At 61.8% G+C, this 19,921-nt stretch carries 20 protein-coding genes and 1 other RNA gene; 12 read left to right on the top strand and 9 right to left on the bottom strand.

Annotation, left to right across the window (positions count from 1 at the left end; all coding sequences use genetic code 11):
• Window positions 1-46 precede the first annotated feature (46 nt).
• Together MHM97_RS08190 and MHM97_RS08185 are read left to right on the top strand one after the other, a co-directional pair.
• Complete coding sequence (locus tag MHM97_RS08190; protein WP_239321695.1) at window positions 47-1,294, top strand: hypothetical protein; 1,248 nt, start codon at window positions 47-49, stop codon at window positions 1,292-1,294.
• Window positions 1,291-2,649 (top strand): cytochrome P450, encoded by a 1,359-nt coding sequence (locus tag MHM97_RS08185; RefSeq protein WP_239321693.1) that lies wholly within the window; start codon window positions 1,291-1,293, stop codon window positions 2,647-2,649. The genes MHM97_RS08190 and MHM97_RS08185 overlap by 4 nt, the downstream gene beginning before the upstream one ends.
• Here the strand turns inward: MHM97_RS08185 and MHM97_RS08180 are convergent.
• The 4 genes from MHM97_RS08180 to fumC all read right to left on the bottom strand — a co-directional run bounded on the left by MHM97_RS08180 (window position 2,646) and on the right by fumC (window position 5,744).
• Entirely contained in the window at window positions 2,646-2,876 is a 231-nt protein-coding gene (locus MHM97_RS08180) for a ribbon-helix-helix domain-containing protein (protein WP_239321691.1), read from the bottom strand. The two genes, MHM97_RS08185 and MHM97_RS08180, sit on opposite strands and share 4 nt — an antisense overlap.
• Window positions 2,877-2,879: 3 nt before the next feature.
• Window positions 2,880-3,974 carry a Hint domain-containing protein gene (locus MHM97_RS08175; RefSeq protein ID WP_239321689.1) on the bottom strand — a complete coding sequence of 365 codons (1,095 nt, stop codon included), beginning with the start codon at window positions 3,972-3,974 and terminating at the stop codon, window positions 2,880-2,882.
• Window positions 3,975-4,170: 196 nt separating this feature from the next.
• Window positions 4,171-4,347: a DUF4169 family protein gene (locus MHM97_RS08170; RefSeq protein WP_239321687.1), complete on the bottom strand. Its 177-nt coding sequence runs from the start codon at window positions 4,345-4,347 to the stop codon at window positions 4,171-4,173.
• Window positions 4,347-5,744, bottom strand: coding sequence for a class II fumarate hydratase (fumC, locus tag MHM97_RS08165; RefSeq protein WP_239321685.1), 1,398 nt, complete (start codon window positions 5,742-5,744; stop codon window positions 4,347-4,349). Before fumC ends, MHM97_RS08170 begins: the two co-directional genes overlap by 1 nt.
• Before the next feature lie 287 nt (window positions 5,745-6,031).
• Between fumC and MHM97_RS08160 the strand changes: the two genes are divergently transcribed.
• The gene (locus tag MHM97_RS08160) at window positions 6,032-6,574 is read left to right on the top strand and encodes a hypothetical protein (protein WP_239321683.1); all 543 of its coding nucleotides are present in this window, start codon (window positions 6,032-6,034) and stop codon (window positions 6,572-6,574) included.
• A gap of 109 nt (window positions 6,575-6,683) precedes the next feature.
• On the opposite strand, the gene MHM97_RS08155 is transcribed toward MHM97_RS08160, so the two are convergent.
• The 5 genes from MHM97_RS08155 to MHM97_RS08135 form a co-directional block, all read right to left on the bottom strand.
• Complete coding sequence (locus MHM97_RS08155) at window positions 6,684-7,163, bottom strand: SspB family protein (RefSeq protein WP_239321681.1); 480 nt, start codon at window positions 7,161-7,163, stop codon at window positions 6,684-6,686.
• 115 nt (window positions 7,164-7,278) lie between these two features.
• A complete protein-coding gene (chrA, locus tag MHM97_RS08150) occupies window positions 7,279-8,565 on the bottom strand; it encodes a chromate efflux transporter (protein ID WP_239321679.1) in 1,287 nt (428 codons plus the stop codon).
• A gap of 172 nt (window positions 8,566-8,737) precedes the next feature.
• Window positions 8,738-9,172 carry an ester cyclase gene (locus tag MHM97_RS08145; RefSeq protein ID WP_239321678.1) on the bottom strand — a complete coding sequence of 145 codons (435 nt, stop codon included), beginning with the start codon at window positions 9,170-9,172 and terminating at the stop codon, window positions 8,738-8,740.
• A gap of 211 nt (window positions 9,173-9,383) precedes the next feature.
• Window positions 9,384-9,735, bottom strand: a transfer-messenger RNA (tmRNA) gene (gene ssrA, locus MHM97_RS08140).
• Between the two features lie 60 nt (window positions 9,736-9,795).
• Window positions 9,796-10,527, bottom strand: coding sequence for a FadR/GntR family transcriptional regulator (locus MHM97_RS08135; protein WP_239321676.1), 732 nt, complete (start codon window positions 10,525-10,527; stop codon window positions 9,796-9,798).
• 124 nt (window positions 10,528-10,651) lie between these two features.
• Between MHM97_RS08135 and MHM97_RS08130 the strand changes: the two genes are divergently transcribed.
• The 9 genes from MHM97_RS08130 (at window position 10,652) to MHM97_RS08090 (ending at window position 19,920) form a co-directional block, all read left to right on the top strand.
• Window positions 10,652-11,425 carry a DUF2182 domain-containing protein gene (locus tag MHM97_RS08130; RefSeq protein WP_239321674.1) on the top strand — a complete coding sequence of 258 codons (774 nt, stop codon included), beginning with the start codon at window positions 10,652-10,654 and terminating at the stop codon, window positions 11,423-11,425.
• An 18-nt stretch (window positions 11,426-11,443) separates the two neighbouring features.
• Window positions 11,444-12,088 (top strand): DUF1326 domain-containing protein, encoded by a 645-nt coding sequence (locus MHM97_RS08125; protein ID WP_009176404.1) that lies wholly within the window; start codon window positions 11,444-11,446, stop codon window positions 12,086-12,088.
• 69 nt (window positions 12,089-12,157) lie between these two features.
• On the top strand, window positions 12,158-13,273 hold the full coding sequence (locus MHM97_RS08120; RefSeq protein ID WP_239321672.1) for a dimethylsulfoniopropionate demethylase: 1,116 nt from the start codon (window positions 12,158-12,160) through the stop codon (window positions 13,271-13,273).
• A 14-nt stretch (window positions 13,274-13,287) separates the two neighbouring features.
• The gene (gene acuI / locus MHM97_RS08115) at window positions 13,288-14,283 is read left to right on the top strand and encodes an acryloyl-CoA reductase (RefSeq protein WP_239321670.1); all 996 of its coding nucleotides are present in this window, start codon (window positions 13,288-13,290) and stop codon (window positions 14,281-14,283) included.
• A 133-nt stretch (window positions 14,284-14,416) separates the two neighbouring features.
• Window positions 14,417-15,634 (top strand): aminotransferase class V-fold PLP-dependent enzyme, encoded by a 1,218-nt coding sequence (locus MHM97_RS08110; protein WP_239322036.1) that lies wholly within the window; start codon window positions 14,417-14,419, stop codon window positions 15,632-15,634.
• A 30-nt stretch (window positions 15,635-15,664) separates the two neighbouring features.
• The gene (locus tag MHM97_RS08105) at window positions 15,665-17,089 is read left to right on the top strand and encodes a cryptochrome/photolyase family protein (protein ID WP_239321668.1); all 1,425 of its coding nucleotides are present in this window, start codon (window positions 15,665-15,667) and stop codon (window positions 17,087-17,089) included.
• 131 nt (window positions 17,090-17,220) lie between these two features.
• On the top strand, window positions 17,221-17,661 hold the full coding sequence (locus tag MHM97_RS08100; RefSeq protein WP_239321666.1) for a TrgA family protein: 441 nt from the start codon (window positions 17,221-17,223) through the stop codon (window positions 17,659-17,661).
• 25 nt (window positions 17,662-17,686) lie between these two features.
• Window positions 17,687-18,793, top strand: coding sequence for an NUDIX domain-containing protein (locus MHM97_RS08095; RefSeq protein ID WP_239321664.1), 1,107 nt, complete (start codon window positions 17,687-17,689; stop codon window positions 18,791-18,793).
• 92 nt (window positions 18,794-18,885) lie between these two features.
• Window positions 18,886-19,920 (top strand): cysteine synthase A, encoded by a 1,035-nt coding sequence (locus MHM97_RS08090; protein ID WP_239321662.1) that lies wholly within the window; start codon window positions 18,886-18,888, stop codon window positions 19,918-19,920.
• The last annotated feature ends 1 nt before the right edge of the window (window position 19,921 follow it).

The raw sequence follows: 19,921 nt of genomic DNA, 5'->3' as shown, positions 1-19,921 counted from the left end.
GCTGCGCTAGGCTCATGGTCAAAAGATCGGGGCAAGAAGATCGGGCATGAGCAGCAACTCCAGCACAAGACCGGTGCGCCGGCGTCGGGTGTTCTACATTCCGGGCTATGATCCGTTCCACCCGCGCCGGTACCGCGAGCTTTATCGCAGCGAGGGCGCAGAACAGGCGCAGATTTCCGGCTATGCACTATCGCTCAGCCCGAAGACGACCGGGGGGCCATTTGGCTGGCATGTCTCGGCCGAGATTGAGGGCGCGCGGGTCGAGACGGATATGGAGGTTCTGGTCTGGTCGGATCTCGTCAAACACAGCATGAACAGCTCGATTGTTGCCACCTATTGGCAACTTCTGCGTACGGCCTGGATTTACATCGGCTCCGGTGCCTTGTGGCGACTGATGCATTTGCGCAAAGGACCGGTAATCGCCGCGCTTTATCCGGTGGTGATTTTGCTGCTTCAGGCGGGACTTGCGGCGCTGCTCGGGGTTGGGGTGGCATCTGGGCTAGGGGTTCTGGCGGGGCTTGTGGCGATGCCGGAATTGGTACTGCGCGCCGCGCAGATCGTCGCAGGCGCAGGGGCGGCTGTGGCGCTTTTGATGGCGTTCAAATCCCGCGACAATAAGCTCTTTGTTTATTATCTGATGCATGACTACGCCTATTCTGCGGGCCAGCGCGGCGCTCTTCCGGCGGAGCTTGAGGCCCGCATGCAGGCGTTCACCGCTGCCATTCACGCCGCACTGGAAGAGAACGCGGTGGATGAGGTTCTGGTTGTAGGGCATTCGTCGGGGGCGCATATCGGCGTCTCTGTGCTGGCGGATCTTCTGCACGCGGGCCTGCCGGAGGAACGCCCCGCCCTGAGTTTCCTCACGCTGGGGCAGGTGGTGCCAATGGTCTCCTTCCTGCCGCGTGCCACGCGCCTGCGCCGGGATCTGCAAGAGATGTCAGAGCAGGAATTGATCCCCTGGTATGATGTCACCGCCCCCGGCGACGGCTGCGCCTTTGCGCTTTGTGATCCCGTTGCGGTGACGGGCGTCGCCACACAGGCGCAGCGTTGGCCCATCGTGTTTTCTGCAGCCTTCACCCAGACGCTTAGTCCCGCGCGCTGGAAGGCGTTGAAACGGCGCTATTTTCGGCTGCATTTCCAATATCTCTGCGCGTTCGACCAGCCCAAGGATTACGACTATTTTCGCATCACCGCCGGACCTTTGACCCTTGGAGAGAGGTTGCGCGACCGGGGGCATTCCCGGTCACGACTGGCAGACCCTGTGAGCGGGTATCGCTCCATGAGTGAAAGATGAGCGTGCTGCCCCCCAAACCTCCGGCGCGTCCGGACAAAGTCTCGCTCTGGCGGTATCTGAAGCTGTTTCGCGCCGATATCCTGTCGGCCCAGCCGCAGCGGCTTTATCGCGCGTGGATGGCTGAGTTTCGCACACCGTTCTTTCGCTCCTTTCTGGTGAACCAGCCGGAGCTTCTGGATGTCCTGTTGAAACAGCGCCCGGATGATTTTCCCAAATCTGATCGCGTGGGCGAGGGGCTGAGGCCGCTTTTGGGAAACTCCGTCTTTCTGACCAATGGCGAAACATGGAAACGGCAGCGGCGCATCATTGATCCGGCATTCGAAGGCGGGCGGCTGCGCGAGACGTTTCCCGCGATGCATGCCGCAGCCGAGGCAGGTGTTGCGCGCCTGTTGCCACGCGCGGATGGCACCCCGCTGGAGATTGAGGCCGAGACCTCGCATATTGCGGCAGATGTGATCTTTCGCACCCTGTTTTCCATCCCGATCGAACATGAGGTGGCTTCTGAGGTCTTTGCCCGCTTTCGCGCCTACCAGCAGGCGCAACCGATCCTTAATCTTGCGGCCTTTGTGCCCGTGCCGCGCTGGATGCCGCGTTTCTATCCGAAAGGCACGCGCACAAATGCCGCCCACATTCGCCGCCTGATCTCTGATCTGACACACGCGCGTCTGGCCGAGATCGAGGCCGGAACCGCCCCTGATGACCTCGCCACCAAGATCATGACGACGCGTGACCCGGACACGGGCGCTGGTTTTGATGCCGAGGAAATGGTCGATCAGGTGGCGATCTTCTTTTTGGCGGGGCATGAAACCAGTGCGTCGGCGCTGGGGTGGGCGCTCTATTTGATGGCACTTTATCCAGAGTGGCAGGACAAGCTGGCGGCAGAGGTCGCGGAACACGGCACTGGGGATTTTGCGGCGGTGTCTCGGTTGCGCCTGACGCGGGATGTGTTTCGCGAGACACTGCGCCTCTATCCGCCGGTGCCGATGATGGTGCGTGAAGCGCAATGCCCGGAGAGGTTCCGTGACCGTGAGGTGCCAAAAGGATCGCAAATGGTGCTGAGCCCGTGGCACCTGCACCGGCACGAACGGCTGTGGGAGCGACCGGATGACTTTGATCCCGGTCGCTGGCAGACCGAGAATGGCAAGACCTGCGCGCGGAACGCCTATATGCCATTCTCAGCCGGGGCACGGGTCTGCACAGGCGCAGGATTTGCGATGGTTGAGGGCGTCTTGATCCTCGCCCAGCTGCTGCACCGTTTTCGCGTTGAGCGCGTGGAGGGGCGTGACCCGCAGCCCGTGGCCCATCTGACAGTGCGCTCGCGCAATGGGATCTGGCTGCGTCTCACAGAGCGTTAGCTGTCAGCCTCGGCCTTCAGCGCCATGAGCACATAGAGGCGAATAGCAGAGGCCAGACCGCAATCGGTGCCGCGCTGTTCGTCAATGTCGGCGGCCAGTTCATTGATGGCGCGCCCCTCTGTTGCGGCAAGGCGTCGGAATTCAGCCCAGAAAGCATCCTCCAGCGAGACCGAGGTGCGATGGCCCCGCAGGGTCAAAGAGCGTTTCTTCGGGCGCTCGCCAATCATGGGTCAGGCCCGCAGCAAACGGGCTTCGCGCACGCTCACCGCAGGGTAGCAGGTTGGCCCGTAGGCGCGCAGATCGGTCGCCAGCTCGGGAAAGATCTGGAACAGTTCCTGGCGCACCGCGTCCTCCGCCGCGCTCAGTACCCATTCGCCGGGATGGTAGCTTTCTGAAAACAGCCCGTCGACCTCGATCACCTCGTGCTGATCGAACAGCAGATGCACGTAAGTCACCGGTGCACCGCTCTGATCCTGATAGACGGAACGCCCGTTCACCAGACCCTTTGCCGGCGCGAGAATGGCGCTATCGGCAAAGAGCAATGCGCTCATGTGGCTCTCGATCAGCATGCGGTGCTGTGGCGAGACCTTCATCCGTCGCTGAGGGCATCCGGGCCCCAGCGCATTTCGTTCGAACACGATGGGGGCCAGATGAGGCTGATCCGCGATCATGGGGCGCGACAGGGTGCGGCGGTGGATCCAGCGGATCGGCTGGTAGCCGCGATCACGGGTCAGCACGTAATCCCCCACCGCAAGCGTCCGGATGCGCTGGGGGCCCTTGGGGGTGGTGACCTGCGAATTGGGTGTGAAACACACCACGACGGCGCCTTCGATTTCGGAATATTCGCCAGGATCGGTGGCATCCTCTCCGACATATTGCGGATAGAGATAGCGATAGTAGCCGGTCAGCTCGTCATCATTGATGACATTGTGGCTGGTATAGCTGTAATCCACATCGCGCAGCAGCGGGGCGCTCGGCAGGTAGCCGACGAAATCACCTCCGCTTTCAAGCACATAGACCTGGATCTCACTGCCGTCGTCGCCGGTCAGCGTCAGCTGGCTTTCGGCATAGATACGGTCGTTGAAGACAAAGCTGCCGTCGACATTGGCGAGGGTGGTGCCATCGCTCTCATACACGGTGCCGCGCTGGTTGCCGTCGGCGCCGGTTTCGTCACTGGTGAAATCCCCGTCGAGGGTGGCGTCATTGTCCTGCAGAGTGACAACGCGGCGGTCTTCTTCGGTGTCGTAGTTCGGGTCCAGACGCACGGTGCCGCCGGAAAAATCCAGCGCATCCGCCGTGTAGACGAAGTAGGTAAATGTGGGCATGCCTGTGATGCCTCCGTGGAACCGATGCTGCTCGACAGTGAGTGGGCCTTGGGGCCTCTTGCGAAGAGATTATGCGTTTGATCGGGCCAAAGGTAAAGAAAGGATGAACAATCCGCACCGACTCCGGCGGGAAACGGCAGGCGGTGTTGCAGAGACGCAAAGCGGTCAGGCTGTCGTCCCCTGTGGCGATGCGCGCTTAGTCGTCCAGTTTATGGCCGTCCTGTCGGGCCTGGTCGCGGCTCAGTTCGGCCTTGTCGCGGGCCTTTTCGGCTTTGCTGCGCCCAAATTTCACAGCATTCTGATCCGCGCGGGCCTTTTTCTCGGCCCGCGCTTTTTCTTTCCGAAACCGGTTCAGGTTGACCGGCTTTGCCATCACTTGGCCTTGGGGCCGATCATCTGCTCGGGGCGGACAACCTTGTCAAAGGTCTCCTCGTCCACAAAGCCGAGTTTGATCGCCTCTTCCTTCAGGGTGGTGCCGTTCTTATGCGCGGTCTTGGCAACGGTGGTGGCGTTGTCATAGCCGATGGTGGGGGCCAAGGCGGTCACCAGCATCAGGCTTTCCTTCATCAGCTTTTCGATGCGCGGCTCGTTGGCCTGGATGCCGTTCAGCATCCGCTCGGTGAAGCTGTCCGCCGCGTCGCCCAACAGCTGAATGGACTGCAGCAGGTTATAGGACATCATCGGGTTATAGACGTTGAGTTCAAAGTGACCCTGAGAGCCTGCGAACTTGATCGCGGCGTCGTTGCCCATGACATGAGCTGCCACCTGTGTGAGCGCCTCGGCCTGGGTCGGGTTCACCTTGCCCGGCATGATCGAGGAGCCGGGTTCGTTCTCCGGCAGGATCAACTCGCCCAGACCGGAACGCGGGCCGGATCCAAGGAACCGGATGTCGTTGGCGATCTTGTAGCAGCTGCCGGCGATGGTCGCGAGGGCGCCGGAGAGGAACACCATCGCATCATGCGCGGCGAGGGATTCGAACTTGTTGGGCGCGGTCACAAAGGGCAGGCCGGTGATTTCGGCCATGTTTGCCGCGACTTCCTCGCCCCAGCCTTCCACGGTGTTGAGGCCGGTGCCAACCGCGGTGCCGCCCTGTGCCAGTTCATAGATGCCGGGCATTGCCGCCTCGACACGGGCCAGACCCTGACGGATCTGATGCGCGTAGCCGCCAAATTCCTGACCGAGCGTCAGCGGCGTGGCGTCCTGCGTATGGGTGCGGCCGATCTTGATGATGTCTTTGAATTCCTCGGCTTTGGCCTCGAGCCCTTCGGCCAGCTTGGTCAGGCCCGGCACCAGCACGTCACGCACCGACATCGCGGTGGCGATGTGCATTGCGGTCGGGAAGGTGTCGTTGGAGGACTGCCCCATGTTGCAGTGGTCGTTCGGGTGCACCGGATCCTTGGAGCCGATCTCGCCGCCGAGGATCTCGATCGCGCGGTTGGCGATCACCTCGTTGGAGTTCATGTTGGACTGGGTGCCGGACCCAGTCTGCCAGACCACCAGCGGGAAGTTGTCGTCGAACTTGCCTTCTATCACCTCACCGGCAGCCTGAATGACCGCATCGCCGATTTTGGCATCCAGCTTGCCGGAGGCCTTGTTGGCCATGGCGCAGGCTTTCTTGATCACGCCCAGCGCGCGCACGATGGCGACGGGCTGTTTTTCCCAGCCGATCGGGAAGTTCATGATCGAACGCTGAGTCTGTGCCCCCCAGTATTTGTCGGAAGGGACCTCAAGCGGGCCAAAGCTGTCGGTTTCGGTGCGGGTGTTCGACATTGTGTCTGTCTCCGTCGCTGGTTCGGCCACTTGGCGCATGCAAGTGGTATACTGATGTATGCCGTTTACCCGGGCTGGCCGCCTGACGCAATTGTTCTGCGTGGTGATGCCCGGAGCATCGGGTCCTCAGCGGTCGGTATACTGCCGCAATTCCGCAAGTGCCATTGCCAGTTTGGGCAAGATGCATAGATTACATCAAAAGAGAGTCGCCAGACCGCCATTCAACAGGAGCTCGAACCCGCGATATGCACAGTATCACCATCCGCCGCACCAGGGCCCTGCCTGACATGACACGTCTCTTGCTGTGGGGCCTTGCCATTCTTGCGGCGGTGGTGCTGGCAACGCAGGCCGCCTATGCCAACGCTGACCTGCGGCGGTTTGTCGGCAAGTATTCCGGCAATGCCGAGGTCGAGCAACTGGATGGGTCGATCGAGCAACGCGACATGAGCGTCACCATCGGTGAAACCTACAATGGGTTCGAAGTGCAATGGAGCACCGCGATCCGCCGGGCGGACGGGCGCAAAAAGACGAAGTCCTACGAAATCGAGTTTCAGCCGACCGAGCGACGGGGCGTGTTTGCAGCGGCGATGAAGACCAATGTGTTTGGTCACACCGTGCAGATGAACCCGATGAAGGGCGAACCCTTTGTCTGGGCGCGGGTGATTGATGATACGCTTACCGTGTTCTCGCTCTATGTGGCGGAAAACGGCGACTACCTGATGCAGCAATATGACCGCACCCTTGCAGATGGGGGCTTGAGGCTGGATTTCTCGCTGCACCGCAACGGCCTGCCATCGCGCACGGTCTCGACCTTCCTGACCCGCGAATAACCCGGCGCGCGGTGATCCGACCGTCATTCAAAACGGCGCCGCGGCCTATGGCCGGGCGCCGTTCTGCATTCGTTGGGCGGCGCGCGCGGGGGCGGCGCCTCGACACTGACTATTTGCGAAAACTGTCGAGGGAGACCACATCGGCATCCTTCTTGGTGTCGGACACGTCTTCCTCCTCATCATCGGGCAGGTCGCTGGCCACTTCCAGCGGCGGCAAGTCCTCGTCATCATCCTCGGCGGCACTTTCAAACCGCAGCCCGAATTCCACCGACGGATCGACAAAGGTCTTGATCGCGTCATAGGGGATATAAAGCGGCTCCGGCGCATCGCCGAAATTCAGCGTCACCGCGAACCCCTCTTCGCCCACGTCGAGATTGTCGAACCAGTGCTGCATGACCACCGTCATCTCGCCCGGGTAGCGGTCCGACAGCCAATCTGCCAGCTCGGCATCCGGATGCGAGGTGTCGAAGGTGATGAAGAAGTGATGAGCCCCCGGCAACCCGTTGGCGGCAACGTCATCGAGGACATTGCGGATCAGGCCCCGCATGGCACGATGCATCAGGTTTCCATAATCGATCTGACGGGACATCGTCTCACCCTTTGTTATTGGCAGGTGCGGGCTTGGCTCCAACAGCGGGTCCCACACCCGTTCCTCTTCAGTTTTGGACCTATTTTGAAGGCATTGCAAGCCAAGGCGGCAGTCTTTAGCCCAGCGTGAAGCTATCGGCAATCAGCCCGAGACATGCCATGGCTGCCAGCAACCAGAGGATGCGGCCGCGCAGGGCAATGGCCAGGACCGGAGCCATCAATGCCAGTGCTACCGCACGTGGGTCAAGGCTCTGCAATGCGGGGGCCGGCAGGCCGATGGGACCGAGCTGGATCTCGTCCAGACTACGAAACAGCAGGTGGAGCAGGAACCACACCGAGAGATTGAGCATCATGCCGGCAACGGCGGCGGTGATGGCGTTCAGGGCGCCGCGCAAACGGGGGTGGTGCGTCAGGCGTTCGACATAGGGGGCCGCGGCAAAGATCCACAGGAAGCACGGCGTGAAGGTGGCCCAGAGCGCCACAGCCCCGGCGGCCAGCGCGGTTGCCGCGCCGCCTGTCTGTGCCCCGGCGAGCATGGCGATGAACTGTGTGACCAGCACAAGCGGGCCGGGCGTGGTTTCCGCCAGCCCCAGCGCGTCAATCATCTGGCCGGTGGTGATCCAGCCATGGGTGGTGACGACGGTTTGGGTCATATAGGCCAGCACGGCATAGGCGCCACCAAAGGTGACCACGGCCAGCTTTGCAAAAAACCATCCGATCGTGGCAAGAAACGTGGCGCCCGACAGGCTCAGCGCCAGCAGCGGCAGCAGCCAGAGACCCGCCCAGATCACGATGGTGCGCCAGTGGTTGGCTGGCACCGACAGATGCGGTGCCAGGTCGTCCTGCGGTGCGGTCCGGCCGATCAGGCCGATCACCCCGGCGCCGAGCACGACCAGCGGAAACGGCAGATCCAGCGCGAAGATCGCCACAAAGCCGCCCAGGGCCAGCGCCCAGGCCGCGGCGGTTTTCAGCGCCTTGCGCGAGATCCGCCAGAGGGCCTGAAGGACAATGACGACCACTGCGGCTTTGATACCCAGAAAGGCCGCCTGGACCGCGGGCAGGGTGCCGAAGGAGACATAGAGCCAGACAAGCGCGGCGATCACCAGGGCGCCGGGCAGGATGAAAAGGCTGCCGGCCAGCAACCCTCCGGCGATGCCGCGCAACCGCCAGCCGGCGTAGGTCGCCAGTTGCATCGCTTCGGGGCCGGGCAGCAGCATGCAGAAGGACAGACCGCGCAGAAACTGGTCCTCGTTGAGCCAGCCATGCCGGTCGACAAGTTCGCGGTGCATCAGGGCGATCTGCGCCGCCGGTCCGCCAAAGCTGAGCAGCCCGATCAGGCCGAAACAGTGAAACAGCCGCGTCCAGCTGGGACAGGGCTCTGTTGATCTGGCGTCGTCCGGCATCCCGCGTCCCTGATTCCCGCTCCGGCGCCGTTGTAACAGAGCACCGTATCAAGACCAGCGCTTTGGCGATCTTTGTCCACGGAGCGTCGGCGCAGGGGCCTATCGATGGGGCTGGTTCGGGGCAGGGGCGACAGTCTGCCCGGATCAGTCTGTCTGGATCAATCTGCCCGGATTAATCTGACCAGGTCAGGCGGGCGCCGGTCAGGCAGACGGGCAGGGAATCGGCGGGCAGTTGCCCGAGCTGTTCAAACATGCGCAGGTAGTCGAAATTGGAATAGAATTCGCAGAACTTGCCATTGCGCACCCGCACCATCATCTGGCCGGTGAAATCCAGCTTGCGGGTATGGCTGTGATCCAGCGCCTCGACCTTGACCCGCACCATGCACAGGTCGCCATCGTCAAGACTGTGGGTAATGGTCACCTGCGGCTGATCCAGCAACGCCTTCATTGCGGTGACGACTTCCTTGTAGTCCACGCCCGGAGAAACGACGGAATCCAGCGCGCCATTGAAGACCACGTCAGGGTCCAGCAAATCGTCGATTATTTCGAGGTTGTCCTTGTTCCAGACTTCTTCGAACCAAAGTTGCAGGAGGGCGCTGTTCGTCATGGATAGATGTGCTTCAGATGTCTCTATGAGCGTGAAGGCGCTCCCCTACAGCGCAAGCGCAGGGAAAGTCGAGAGCAGAGTGTGATATAAGCCGTAAAGACACCGTGAAATATTGAGGTGCGGTCACGCGGCCACTTGGGCAGGGCGCGTGAAGCGGCTGCCACGCCACATGATGCGGCCAATCGGTGTATGAGGTGCGGCGCGGGAGTGAAGTGCAGGTTTCTGTTGCCAGGTACCTGCGAACCCCGCCTAACGCGGCTAGGCGCTAGGGCTTAAAGTCGGTTCGACTCGGACTGCTTACGCAGCCAGAGCAACCGGAGCACGATTGTCGTTTGCAATTGTACTGTTTTCGCCGGTAACGGTGGCAGACAGCCGAGACAAAGCTAACCCCTTTAGACGTCCGTCGATCCTATTTCGGCCCCATAATCCCCAAACGAAGGATATTTGGTGGAGCCGCCGGGTACCGCCCCCGGGTCCGATCCGCTTATTACGAGCGCGTTTATGTCCATAGTTCCCGAAGGAACACACCGAATATAGGGTGGTTCACTGTGGAGTTAAAGGGGGAATTGACGCGCTGACGCGCGTGGCCTCCGGCGGGGATATTTGAAAGAAGATGAAGAGGGTCAGCGCTTTGCCGCGCGGCGGGCAAAGACATCGGCGGCGAGGTTTCGTGTTTCCTCCTCCAGCGCGCTGAGGCCCGCGACGGCTGCGTCTCCATTGCCGGCTTCAATGGCATCGGTGATGCTGGTGTGCAGCGCAAGGATGGTGGCGCGATCCCGCGCTGTGAAGGTGATCATGTTCATCAGCGGCTGCATCGCCTCCACCGCACCGGCAAGCTGATAGGATAGCACCGGATTATGCGCCCCATCCACCAACGCGCGATGAAAGGCCACATCTGACGCACAAAAGGCCTCATCCGTGAGGCCGGGTTGGCCCTGGCGAAAGATCTCTGCCCGCATGGTCGCAAGCTGATCTGCGGTGCGGCGGCTGGCCGAAAGCGGCGCGCAGGCCCGTTCCAGCGCATATCGGGCCTCGCAGGCGGTGTCGAAGCTTACGGCGTTCATGCTCAAGAGCAGCGTCGAGGTGGTGATCTGCTGGCTGTAGGCGTCCTCGAAACTGAGACGGTTGACGAAGGCCCCACCGGTTGCGCCGCGTTGGGTGCGGATCAGGGATTGCGCGGCGAGGCGTTTCAAACCTTCTCGTACGGTTGCGCGAGACACTTGAAATTGCTCGGCCAATTCCGATTCCGAGGGCAGGCGTTCGTCGACGATCAGATCGCCTGCAACAATGGCATCACGAAGGGCCGTGGCAATCTGGGCAGAGAGATCTGCGGTGCTGTTTGGGTCGATCTTCAAAACGGTTTGCCCTCACGTCAGATGGGGTGTCGGGAAATTTTATTTGTCAGACATTTAAAAGTCTGACATTTGATTCACAAGAGCTATCGAGTCGCAGCGATACGGGGAGGTCATCGCAAAAGCCATGCTGAAAACGCGCCTGACAGAGAGTATTCGCCAGATGAGCGGCCTGCATTGGCTCTTGCTCTTTGGCGGTATTCTGCTGGCCTGGGCTGCGTTGTTTGCCATGTCGGTGCCCGCGGAGATGCGCGATGCGGGGGTGCTTTATGGTGCGGATTTCTGGGTGTCGCTGTGTACCATGACGCCGGATGCGGCAGGCGCGGGCAAGATGGCGCTGATGTGGGTGTTGATGTCGGCGGCGATGATGGCGCCCACGGCGCTGCCAGCCTTTGCCACCTATGATGATCTGAGCCAATCGGCGGCTGGCACCCGGTTTGGGGATCTGGTTCTTGGCTATCTGATGGTCTGGATCGGATTTTCGCTGCTGGCAGCCGCGCTGCAACTGGCGCTGGTCCATGCGGATATGGTCAGCGTCTTTGGCGACAGCCGCTCATCCCTCATGTCGGCGGTCCTTCTGCTGATTGCGGGGGGCTACCAGTTCACGCCGCTCAAAGACGCCTGCCTGTCCAAATGCCGCCGCCCGCTGGTGTTCTTTATGCAGCATTGGGAGGAGGGCCCATTGCGCAACGGTTTGCGCCTCGGTGCGGTCTGTCTGGGATGCTGCTGGGCGCTGATGCTTCTGGCCTTTGTCGGTGGGGTCATGAACCTCGTCTTCATGGGGCTGGCGACGATTTTTATGGTTCTGGAAAAACTGCCCGAGATCGGGCGCTGGCTGACCCGTCCAATGGGCGCTGTCCTCTGCGCGTCGGGACTTTGGCTTCTCGTGACATCTGTTTGAATTGGGAGGAAAAATCACATGGCAAATCCGCAAGTCGCATCGGCGCCCGAGCTCATGCCTTGGGCGATCAAAGGAGAGCTGATCCTGAACTGCAACTGTACGGTCTTTTGCCCCTGCGTGGTGTCGCTGGGCAAGCATCCGCCCACCGAAGGTTACTGTCAGGCCTGGGCGGGCGTGCGCATCGATGAAGGGCACTATGGCGACGCCGATCTGTCTGGTCTGAATGTCGGGCTGATCCTGGAAATTCCGGGACTGATGGCGCGCGGCAACTGGAAGGCGGCGGCCTATATTGACGAGCGCGCAAGCGAAGAGGCCTATGATGGTCTGATCGATATTTTCTCTGGAAAAGCAAGGGGAACCACGGGGCTCTTCAAGGTGTTGGTGAGCGAATTCCTCGGGGCGGAGCGCGCGCCGGTGCTGTTTGAAACCGAAGGCAAGACCCGTCGCCTGATCGTGGGCAAGCAGATCCACGGTGAGGTCGTTCCGGTGGGCGGGGCCGACAGCGAACAGGACATTGTGGTCACCAACACAGAGTACTGGATGGGCCCGGACATCACCGTTGCCACGGCCACCAAGGGCCGCGTGCGCGCCTTTGGCCGGGTATGGGATTTTGACGGGCGCTCTGCCGAGATCTGCCAGATCGACTGGAAAGGTCCACGCTAAGGTGGCACCGGGCGGCGGCCAGACTGGCGCGCCGCTCATCCCAACACTCGTGCCATGAAAGGGATCGCCATGGCCGTTATTCAACCTAATATCTCCCTGTCCCGCCGCCTGCGCCGCACCCCGTTTTCCGACGGGGTCGAGGCCGCAGGTGTGAAAGGCTACACGGTCTATAATCACATGCTTCTGCCGACGGTGTTCGACAGCGTCGAGGCGGATTATCACCACCTCAAACGCCATGTGCAGGTCTGGGACGTCGCCTGCGAGCGGCAGGTGGAGTTGCGCGGCCCCGATGCGGGGCGCCTGATGCAAATGCTGACCCCACGGGATCTGCGCGGCATGATGCCCGGTCAGTGCTACTATGTGCCCATCGTGGATGAAACCGGCGGCATGCTGAATGACCCGGTGGCGGTGAAACTGGCCGAGGACCGCTGGTGGATCTCAATCGCCGACAGTGATCTTCTCTATTGGGTGAAGGGCATTGCCAATGGCTGGCGGCTGGATGTGTTGGTGGATGAGCCGGATGTCTCACCGCTCGCCATACAGGGACCGAAGGCCGAGGATCTGATGGCGCGCGTCTTTGGCGAGACCGTGCGCGCGATCCGTTTTTTTCGCTTTGGCGTATATCAGTTCGAGGGGTGCGATCTGGTGGTGGCGCGCTCGGGCTACTCGAAACAGGGCGGTTTCGAGATCTACGTTGAGGGCAGCGACATCGGCATGCCGCTCTGGCATCGGCTGTTTGAGGCGGGCGCGGATCTGGAGGTGCGGGCAGGTTGTCCGAACCTGATCGAGCGGATTGAAAGTGGTCTGCTCAGCTACGGCAACGATATGACCGACGACAACACGCCGCATGAATGCGGGCTGGGCCGCTTCTGCAACACCCATACGGCGATCGGCTGTATCGGGCGCGACGCCCTGTTGCGGGTCGCTAAGGAAGGCCCGGTGCAGCAGATCCGCCCCATCGCCATTGCGGGCGACGCGGTGCCGCCCTGTGACCGGTTCTGGCCGCTCTATGCCAATGGCCGCCGGGTGGGGCGGGTGTCCTCGGCCACATGGTCGCCGGATCATACCACCAATGTCGCCATCGGCATGGTGAAGATGACCCATTGGGACGCGGGCACGCGGGTCGAGGTTGAGACGCCGGACGGCATGCGCGATGCGACCGTCCACGAAACATTCTGGAATTAACGGGAGAGATCAACATGTTCAAAGCACTGGTGATGACGAAAGACGCAGACAGCGGCAAGGCCTCTGCGGCCATTGAAGAGCTGGACGAGGATCAGTTGCCCGACGGTGAGGTCACTGTTGCGGTCGACTATTCCACCGTGAACTACAAGGACGGCCTCTGCCTCAGCGCCAAGGGTGGCGGTTTGGTGCGCAATTATCCGCATGTGCCGGGGATCGATTTTGCAGGCACCGTGGAGGCATCATCGGATCATCGCTACAAACCCGGCGACAAGGTGGTGCTGACCGGTTGGCGCGTGGGCGAGGCCCATTGGGGCGGATATGCGCAAAAGGCGCGGGTCAAGGCGGATTGGCTGGTGCCACTGCCGGATGGGATCACGGCGCGCCAGGCCATGGCGGTGGGGACCGCCGGTTTCACCGCGATGCTGGCGGTGATGGCGCTGGAAGATCACGGTCTGAAACCGGGGAACGGCCCGGTTCTGGTCACGGGGGCTGCGGGCGGTGTCGGATCGGTGGCGACCGCGATCCTTGCGCATCTGGGCTATGAGGTGGCAGCGGTCACCGGGCGGCCAGAGACGGCGGACTACCTCAAAAGCCTTGGCGCGACGGAGATCGTGCCGCGCACGGATCTGAACGAGACCGTCAAACGCCCGCTGGAAAGTGAGACCTGGGCCGGCTGCGTTGACGCCGTAGGCGGCGACATGCTGGCGCGGGTGCTGGGCCAGATGAAATACGGCGCCTCGGTTGCGGCGGTGGGTCTCGCGGGGGGGGCGGCGCTTCCGGCAACCGTGATCCCGTTCCTGCTGCGCGGCGTGAACCTCTTGGGCATCGATTCCGTGATGCAGCCGTTTGAGAACCGTCAGCGGGCATGGCAGCGGATTGCCTCGGATCTGCCGATGGACAAGCTCGACGCCATGGTGCACCCCGCGACGCTAGCAGATCTGCCGCAACTGGGCGCGGATATTCTTGCCGGGCAGGTCAAGGGGCGCGTTGTGGTCGATGTGAACGGCTAAGGCGGCTGACACCTGCGTGACACGCAGCCCCGGCGCGTCCTGGCGTCGCGACGGGGCGTTTCCGGGCTTGATCTTGTGGCGCGAAATTGCACTGTTCCTGCCATTGATCCGCAAAGGGAGCACGCGCCGCGCCATGGATATCGATTTTGTCCGCAAACAGTTTCCAGCATTTGATCAGGCCGCCCTGCAAGGCCAGGCCTTTTTTGAAAACGCAGGCGGGTCCTATACCTGCCGTCAGGTGATCGACCGCCTGTTTCGGTTTTATACAGAACACAAGGTCCAGCCCTACGCGCCTTATGCAGCCTCGCAGGTTGCGGGGGCCGAGATGGACGAAGCGCGCAGTCGTCTGGCGGCACTTCTGGGGGTAGGCGCCCAGGATGTGAGCTTTGGTCCCTCGACCACCCAGAACACCTATGTTCTGGCGCAGGCCTTTCGCAAGTTTCTGAAACCGGGCGAGAAGATCATCGTCACCAATCAGGATCACGAGGCCAACACCGGCCCCTGGCGGCGTCTGGCGGACGAGGGGATCGAGGTGCTGGAATGGCAGATCGATCCGGCGACGGGTCATCTTGACCCAACCACGCTGGAGCCGTTGCTGGATGAAAGCGTCCGTCTGGTCTGTTTCCCGCATTGTTCCAACGTGGTGGGCGAGATCAATCCGGTGACCGAAATAACCGCGCTGGCGCACGCCGCCGGGGCCTTTGTCTGTGTCGACGGGGTCTCTTACGCGCCCCATGGCCTGCCCAATGTGGGGGAGCTGGGGCCGGATATCTATCTGTTTTCGGCCTATAAAACCTACGGGCCGCATCAGGGGATCATGGTCATCAACCCGGCGCTCGCTGAACTGCTGCCCAATCAGGCGCATTATTTCAACGCGGATGTGCCCTACAAGCGTTTTACCCCGGCAGGGCCGGATCATGCGCAGGTCGCCGCTTGTGCCGGGATGGTCGACTATTTTGAAGCACTCGCCGCTCATCACGGTGCGACGGAAACCAAGGGCGCAGCCATGGGGGCCTTTGTGCACGATTTGATGCGGCAACGCGAAATTGCCCTGTTGCAACCGCTTCTGGACGCCGTGAAGGATCGCAACGACATCCGGCTGCTTGGCCCTTCGGCGGCTGAGGATCGCGCACCAACCGTGGCGCTTGCGCTGGGGCGTGCGGCAGAGCCGGTGGCAAAGCAACTGGCAGAGCTGGGTATCATGGCCGGCGGCGGTGATTTCTATGCGGTGCGTGCGCTCAATGCTATGGGGGTGGACCCGTCCGAGGGCGTGCTGCGGCTGAGTTTTACCCATTATACCGATCAATCGGAGGTGACAGCGCTGATCGAAGCCCTAGATCGCGTCCTGTAACATCTGATTGAGCAAGGACTATGACTGACCATGGCTGACACCCGACCGGTGATCTGGTGGATCAGGCGCGACCTGCGCCTGCGTGACAATCCGGCCCTGACGGCGGCCCTAGAGACGGGCGGACCGATCATTCCGCTTTATATCCACGACCCGCAGGACGAGGCCTTGGGCGCGGCTCCAAAGTTTCGGCTTGGGCTTGGGCTTGAGCATTTTGCCAAAACGCTCGAGGGGCACCGCAGTCGATTGACCCTGCGAAAGGGGAATGCGCTTGCGGTGTTGCGCGAGGTGATCAAGGAGAGCGGAGCCGGGCATGTGGTCTGGTCCCGGCTCTATGATCCAGAGGCGATCAAACGCGACACTGAGATCAAGGAACAGCTCAAAGCCGCTGATATTGCGGTGAAATCCACCGGGGGGCGGCTGATGTTCGAACCCTGGACGGTCGAGACCAAAGACGGCGGCATGTATAAGGTCTACACGCCGTTCTGGAAGGCCGTGCGCGACCGCGAGGTCGAGGGTCTGATTGATGCGCCTGCAAACCTGCCAAAGCCGGATGCGTGGCCTGCAACGGACAAGCTTGCGGATTACAACATGAGTGCCGCCATGCGCCGCGGTGCTGAGATCGTCGCAGGATACTGCCGGGTGGGTGAGGACGCGGCGTTGGAGCAACTGGACCGATTCCTTGAGGAACGTGTCGCCACCTATAAGGCGGATCGCGACTTTCCGGGGCGCGCGGCCACGTCAGAGCTGTCGGAAAATCTTGCCTGGGGTGAAATCAGCCCGCACCGGATGTGGCATCTGGGCGCGCAGGCAATGCGGGACGGCAAACAGGGCGCGGAACATTTCCTCAAAGAGGTGGTCTGGCGCGAATTTGCCTATCACCTGATGTATCACTCGCCGCAAATCCTGACCCGCAACTGGCGCGAGGAATGGGACGGTTTTCCATGGCAAGACGACCCGGGCGAGGCGCTCTTGCGCTGGCAACAAGGGCAAACGGGCTATGACTTTGTCGATGCCGCAATGCGGGAACTCTATGTCACCGGTAAAATGCACAATCGCGCCCGGATGATTGTGGCAAGTTTCCTCACCAAGCATCTGATGATCCATTGGAAATTCGGGATGCAGTGGTTTGAGGACTGTTTGGTCGACTGGGATCCTGCGTCCAATGCCATGGGCTGGCAATGGGTGGCCGGATCGGGGCCGGATGCCGCGCCTTTCTTTCGGATTTTCAATCCCGATGGCCAGTTGGAGAAATTCGACCCCAAAGGGCACTATGTGCGCAGCTGGTTGGCGGAGGGGCAGTCGAACCCGCCCCAGACCGCGACGGATTTCTTTGCGGCCACGCCAATGAGTTGGGAGTTGCAGCCCGGGATGCCGCGGGCCACGGCGCTGGTCGATCTGAAGGCTGGACGTGAGCGGGCCTTGAACGCCTATCATGACAGCAGAGGGTCAGACTAAGGCGCGATCGGTGCTGCCGATGCGCCCAACCTGCGGCTATATTGCGGAAAAGGCGCCATCGGCTCTGGATTTGTCGCCGTGCTGCGCCTACCGTGGCCGCATTCGAGCAGACGTGCAGGACGAGAGAAAACATGCCCACCGCAGCGCGCCTTGTGGCAGCCCTTGCCCTTGCGGCCTTGGCCTTTGTGGTTTCCGGACAGATCATGCCGCTGATGCCGGAGAACACCGACTTTGGCTATTTTACCCATGTGAACATGGCGTTGGCTGCGGTTGTTGGCTGGAAGATCATCGGCCCGCGCGCCGGTCGCGGATTTGTGCCCGGAGTGAACAACGGGTTGACTGGCATGGCGGTCCTTGTCCTGTTGGCGCTGTTCCTGCAAGGGGCGGTCGAAATGTTCCGCCTTGCGCATCGGCACGTGTATGACGATCCCTTCGAAGCGCTGGCTGCGATTTTCACCATCGGTCTGGAGTATTTCTTCATCATGGCCGTTCCGACGGTTCTGGTCACCCTGGTGATTGGCGGCGCATTGGTCGGAGTGATCGTCGACGTGTCTGCAAGACGTTGGAAATAGACATTTTTTGAGAGGTTTGATCCGGATGGATGTGTTTGTTGCCGGGGCGCTGTGCCTGCCGGAGGTGAGAGAGGCCGTGCTGGGCGCGGGGGATATTGATGCGGTCCCGGCGACCCTGCCGGACCATCGGCTGATGTTGTGCGGGCCCGCCGCGCACCCCGCGCTGGTGTGGCAGGAGGGCGACCGTGTCGATGGCCTCTGTCTGCGCGGCCTCACCGAACCGCAGCGTGCGGCCTTGACCTATTATCACCGCTGTTTCCGGCAGCGCGCCACCAGTCTGGCGGCAGAGACGGGCACCGGCACGTGCGAGGTGGTCGCGTTTCGCGATGATGCGCCGGAGGACGGGACGCCGGTGTCACTGGCCGAATGGGTACAGGAGTGGGGCGCGGTTGCGGCGCGGATGGCGGCAGAGATCATGGCCTATCACTCCCGCAAACCCGCAGAGGAGATGACCAAATCGCTGGCGCCGATGCGCCGTCGCGCCACGGCCTGGTGTGCCGCGCGGGCGCGTCCCGCCGACCCGGCGCATGATCTGGCGCGCGACGTGGTCGTGCATGCCCACAAGCGGGAATACGTGAATTTCTTCGCCATGGAAGAGATGGACCTGCAACACCGCAAGTTCGATGGCAGCATGGGGCCGGTGATGAACCGCGGCGTGGCGCTGGTCGGCGAGGCGGCGGTGCTGCTGCCCTATGATCCTGCGCGTGATTGCGTCCTGTTGATCGAACAATTCCGGGCGGCGATCTATATTGCCGGAGAAGCCGCGCCCTGGACCTGGGAGCCGCCCGCGGGGCTGATCGACCCCGGCGAGACACCCGAGCAGGCCGCCCGGCGCGAAGCCAAGGAGGAAGCCGGGCTGGACGTGCCGCATCTGGAGCGAGTCGGCAGTCTCTACCCCTCCAGCGGTTCGTCGGGCGAGTATATCCACATCTTCTGCGGCCTCGCCGACCTCTCCGTGATCGAAGGCGGTGGCGGCGTGCCGAGCGAAGGGGAGGATATTCGCAGTAAAGTCATCTCGTTCCAAGAATTGATGGCAGGCGTGGACGATTGTACCTTTCAGGACATGCCTTTGGTGACAGCGGCGCTCTGGCTGGCGCGTCACAGGGACCGTCTCCGCGCTGAATTCTGCTGACATCGCATCGAGACCGCCGAGCGGATGCACGCACCCTTGTGATCGCGTGGACCCCCGGCTACATCAATGGGGAACGAGTGAAAGGGACCTCCATGCGCATTGCACGTGATCTGGCCGATGCGGTCGGCCATACCCCGCTGATCCGGCTGAACAAAGTCAGCGAAGAAACCGGCTGCGAAATCCTCGGGAAGGCCGAGTTCATGAACCCGGGCCAATCGGTCAAGGACCGGGCCGCGCTCTATATCATCAAGGATGCGATTGCCCGGGGCGACCTGAAACCCGGCGGCACCATTGTCGAGGGCACCGCTGGCAACACCGGTATCGGTCTGGCGCTGGTTGGGGCCTCCATGGGCTTCAAGACGGTGATCGTCATCCCCGAGACCCAGTCTGAAGAAAAGAAAGACATGCTGCGCCTCGCTGGCGCGCAACTGGTTCAGGTGCCCGCAGCGCCCTACAAGAACCCCAACAACTATGTGCGCTATTCGGAACGTCTGGCGGCGGAGCTGGCCAAGACCGAACCCAATGGTGCGATCTGGGCCAATCAGTTCGACAATGTGGCCAATCGTCAGGCCCATGTCGAAACCACCGGCCCCGAGATCTGGGATCAGACCGGCGGCAAGGTTGACGGGTTCATCTGTGCCGTCGGCTCTGGCGGGACATTGGCGGGGGTGGCCGAGGTGCTGCAACCCAAGGGCGTCAAGATCGGCCTTGCCGACCCCAATGGCGCTGCGCTCTATTCCTATTACGCCACTGGCGAGCTGAAATCCGAAGGCTCCTCCATCACCGAGGGGATCGGACAGGGGCGGATCACCAAGAACCTCGAAGGGTTCACCCCGGATTACAACTACCAGGTGCCAGATGCCGAGGCGCTGCCCTTTGTGTTTGACCTGCTGCATGAAGAAGGTCTGGTGCTTGGCGGATCCTCGGCCATCAATATCGCCGGTGCGGTGCGGCTTGCCCGCGAATTGGGGCCGGGTCATACGATCGTCACCATCCTGTGTGACTATGGCACGCGCTATCAGTCAAAACTGTTCAATCCCGACTTCCTCAGGGACAAGGGGTTGCCGGTGCCCGAATGGATGACACACGCGCCCGCCTCGATCCCGGGTGTGTTCGAGGACGCCTGAT

This window comes from Epibacterium sp. Ofav1-8 (assembly GCF_022348185.1).
Taxonomy (GTDB): Bacteria; Pseudomonadota; Alphaproteobacteria; order Rhodobacterales; family Rhodobacteraceae; genus Epibacterium.
Note: the sequence above shows the minus strand (reverse complement) of the source record. Positions and strands in the feature narration are given on the sequence as shown.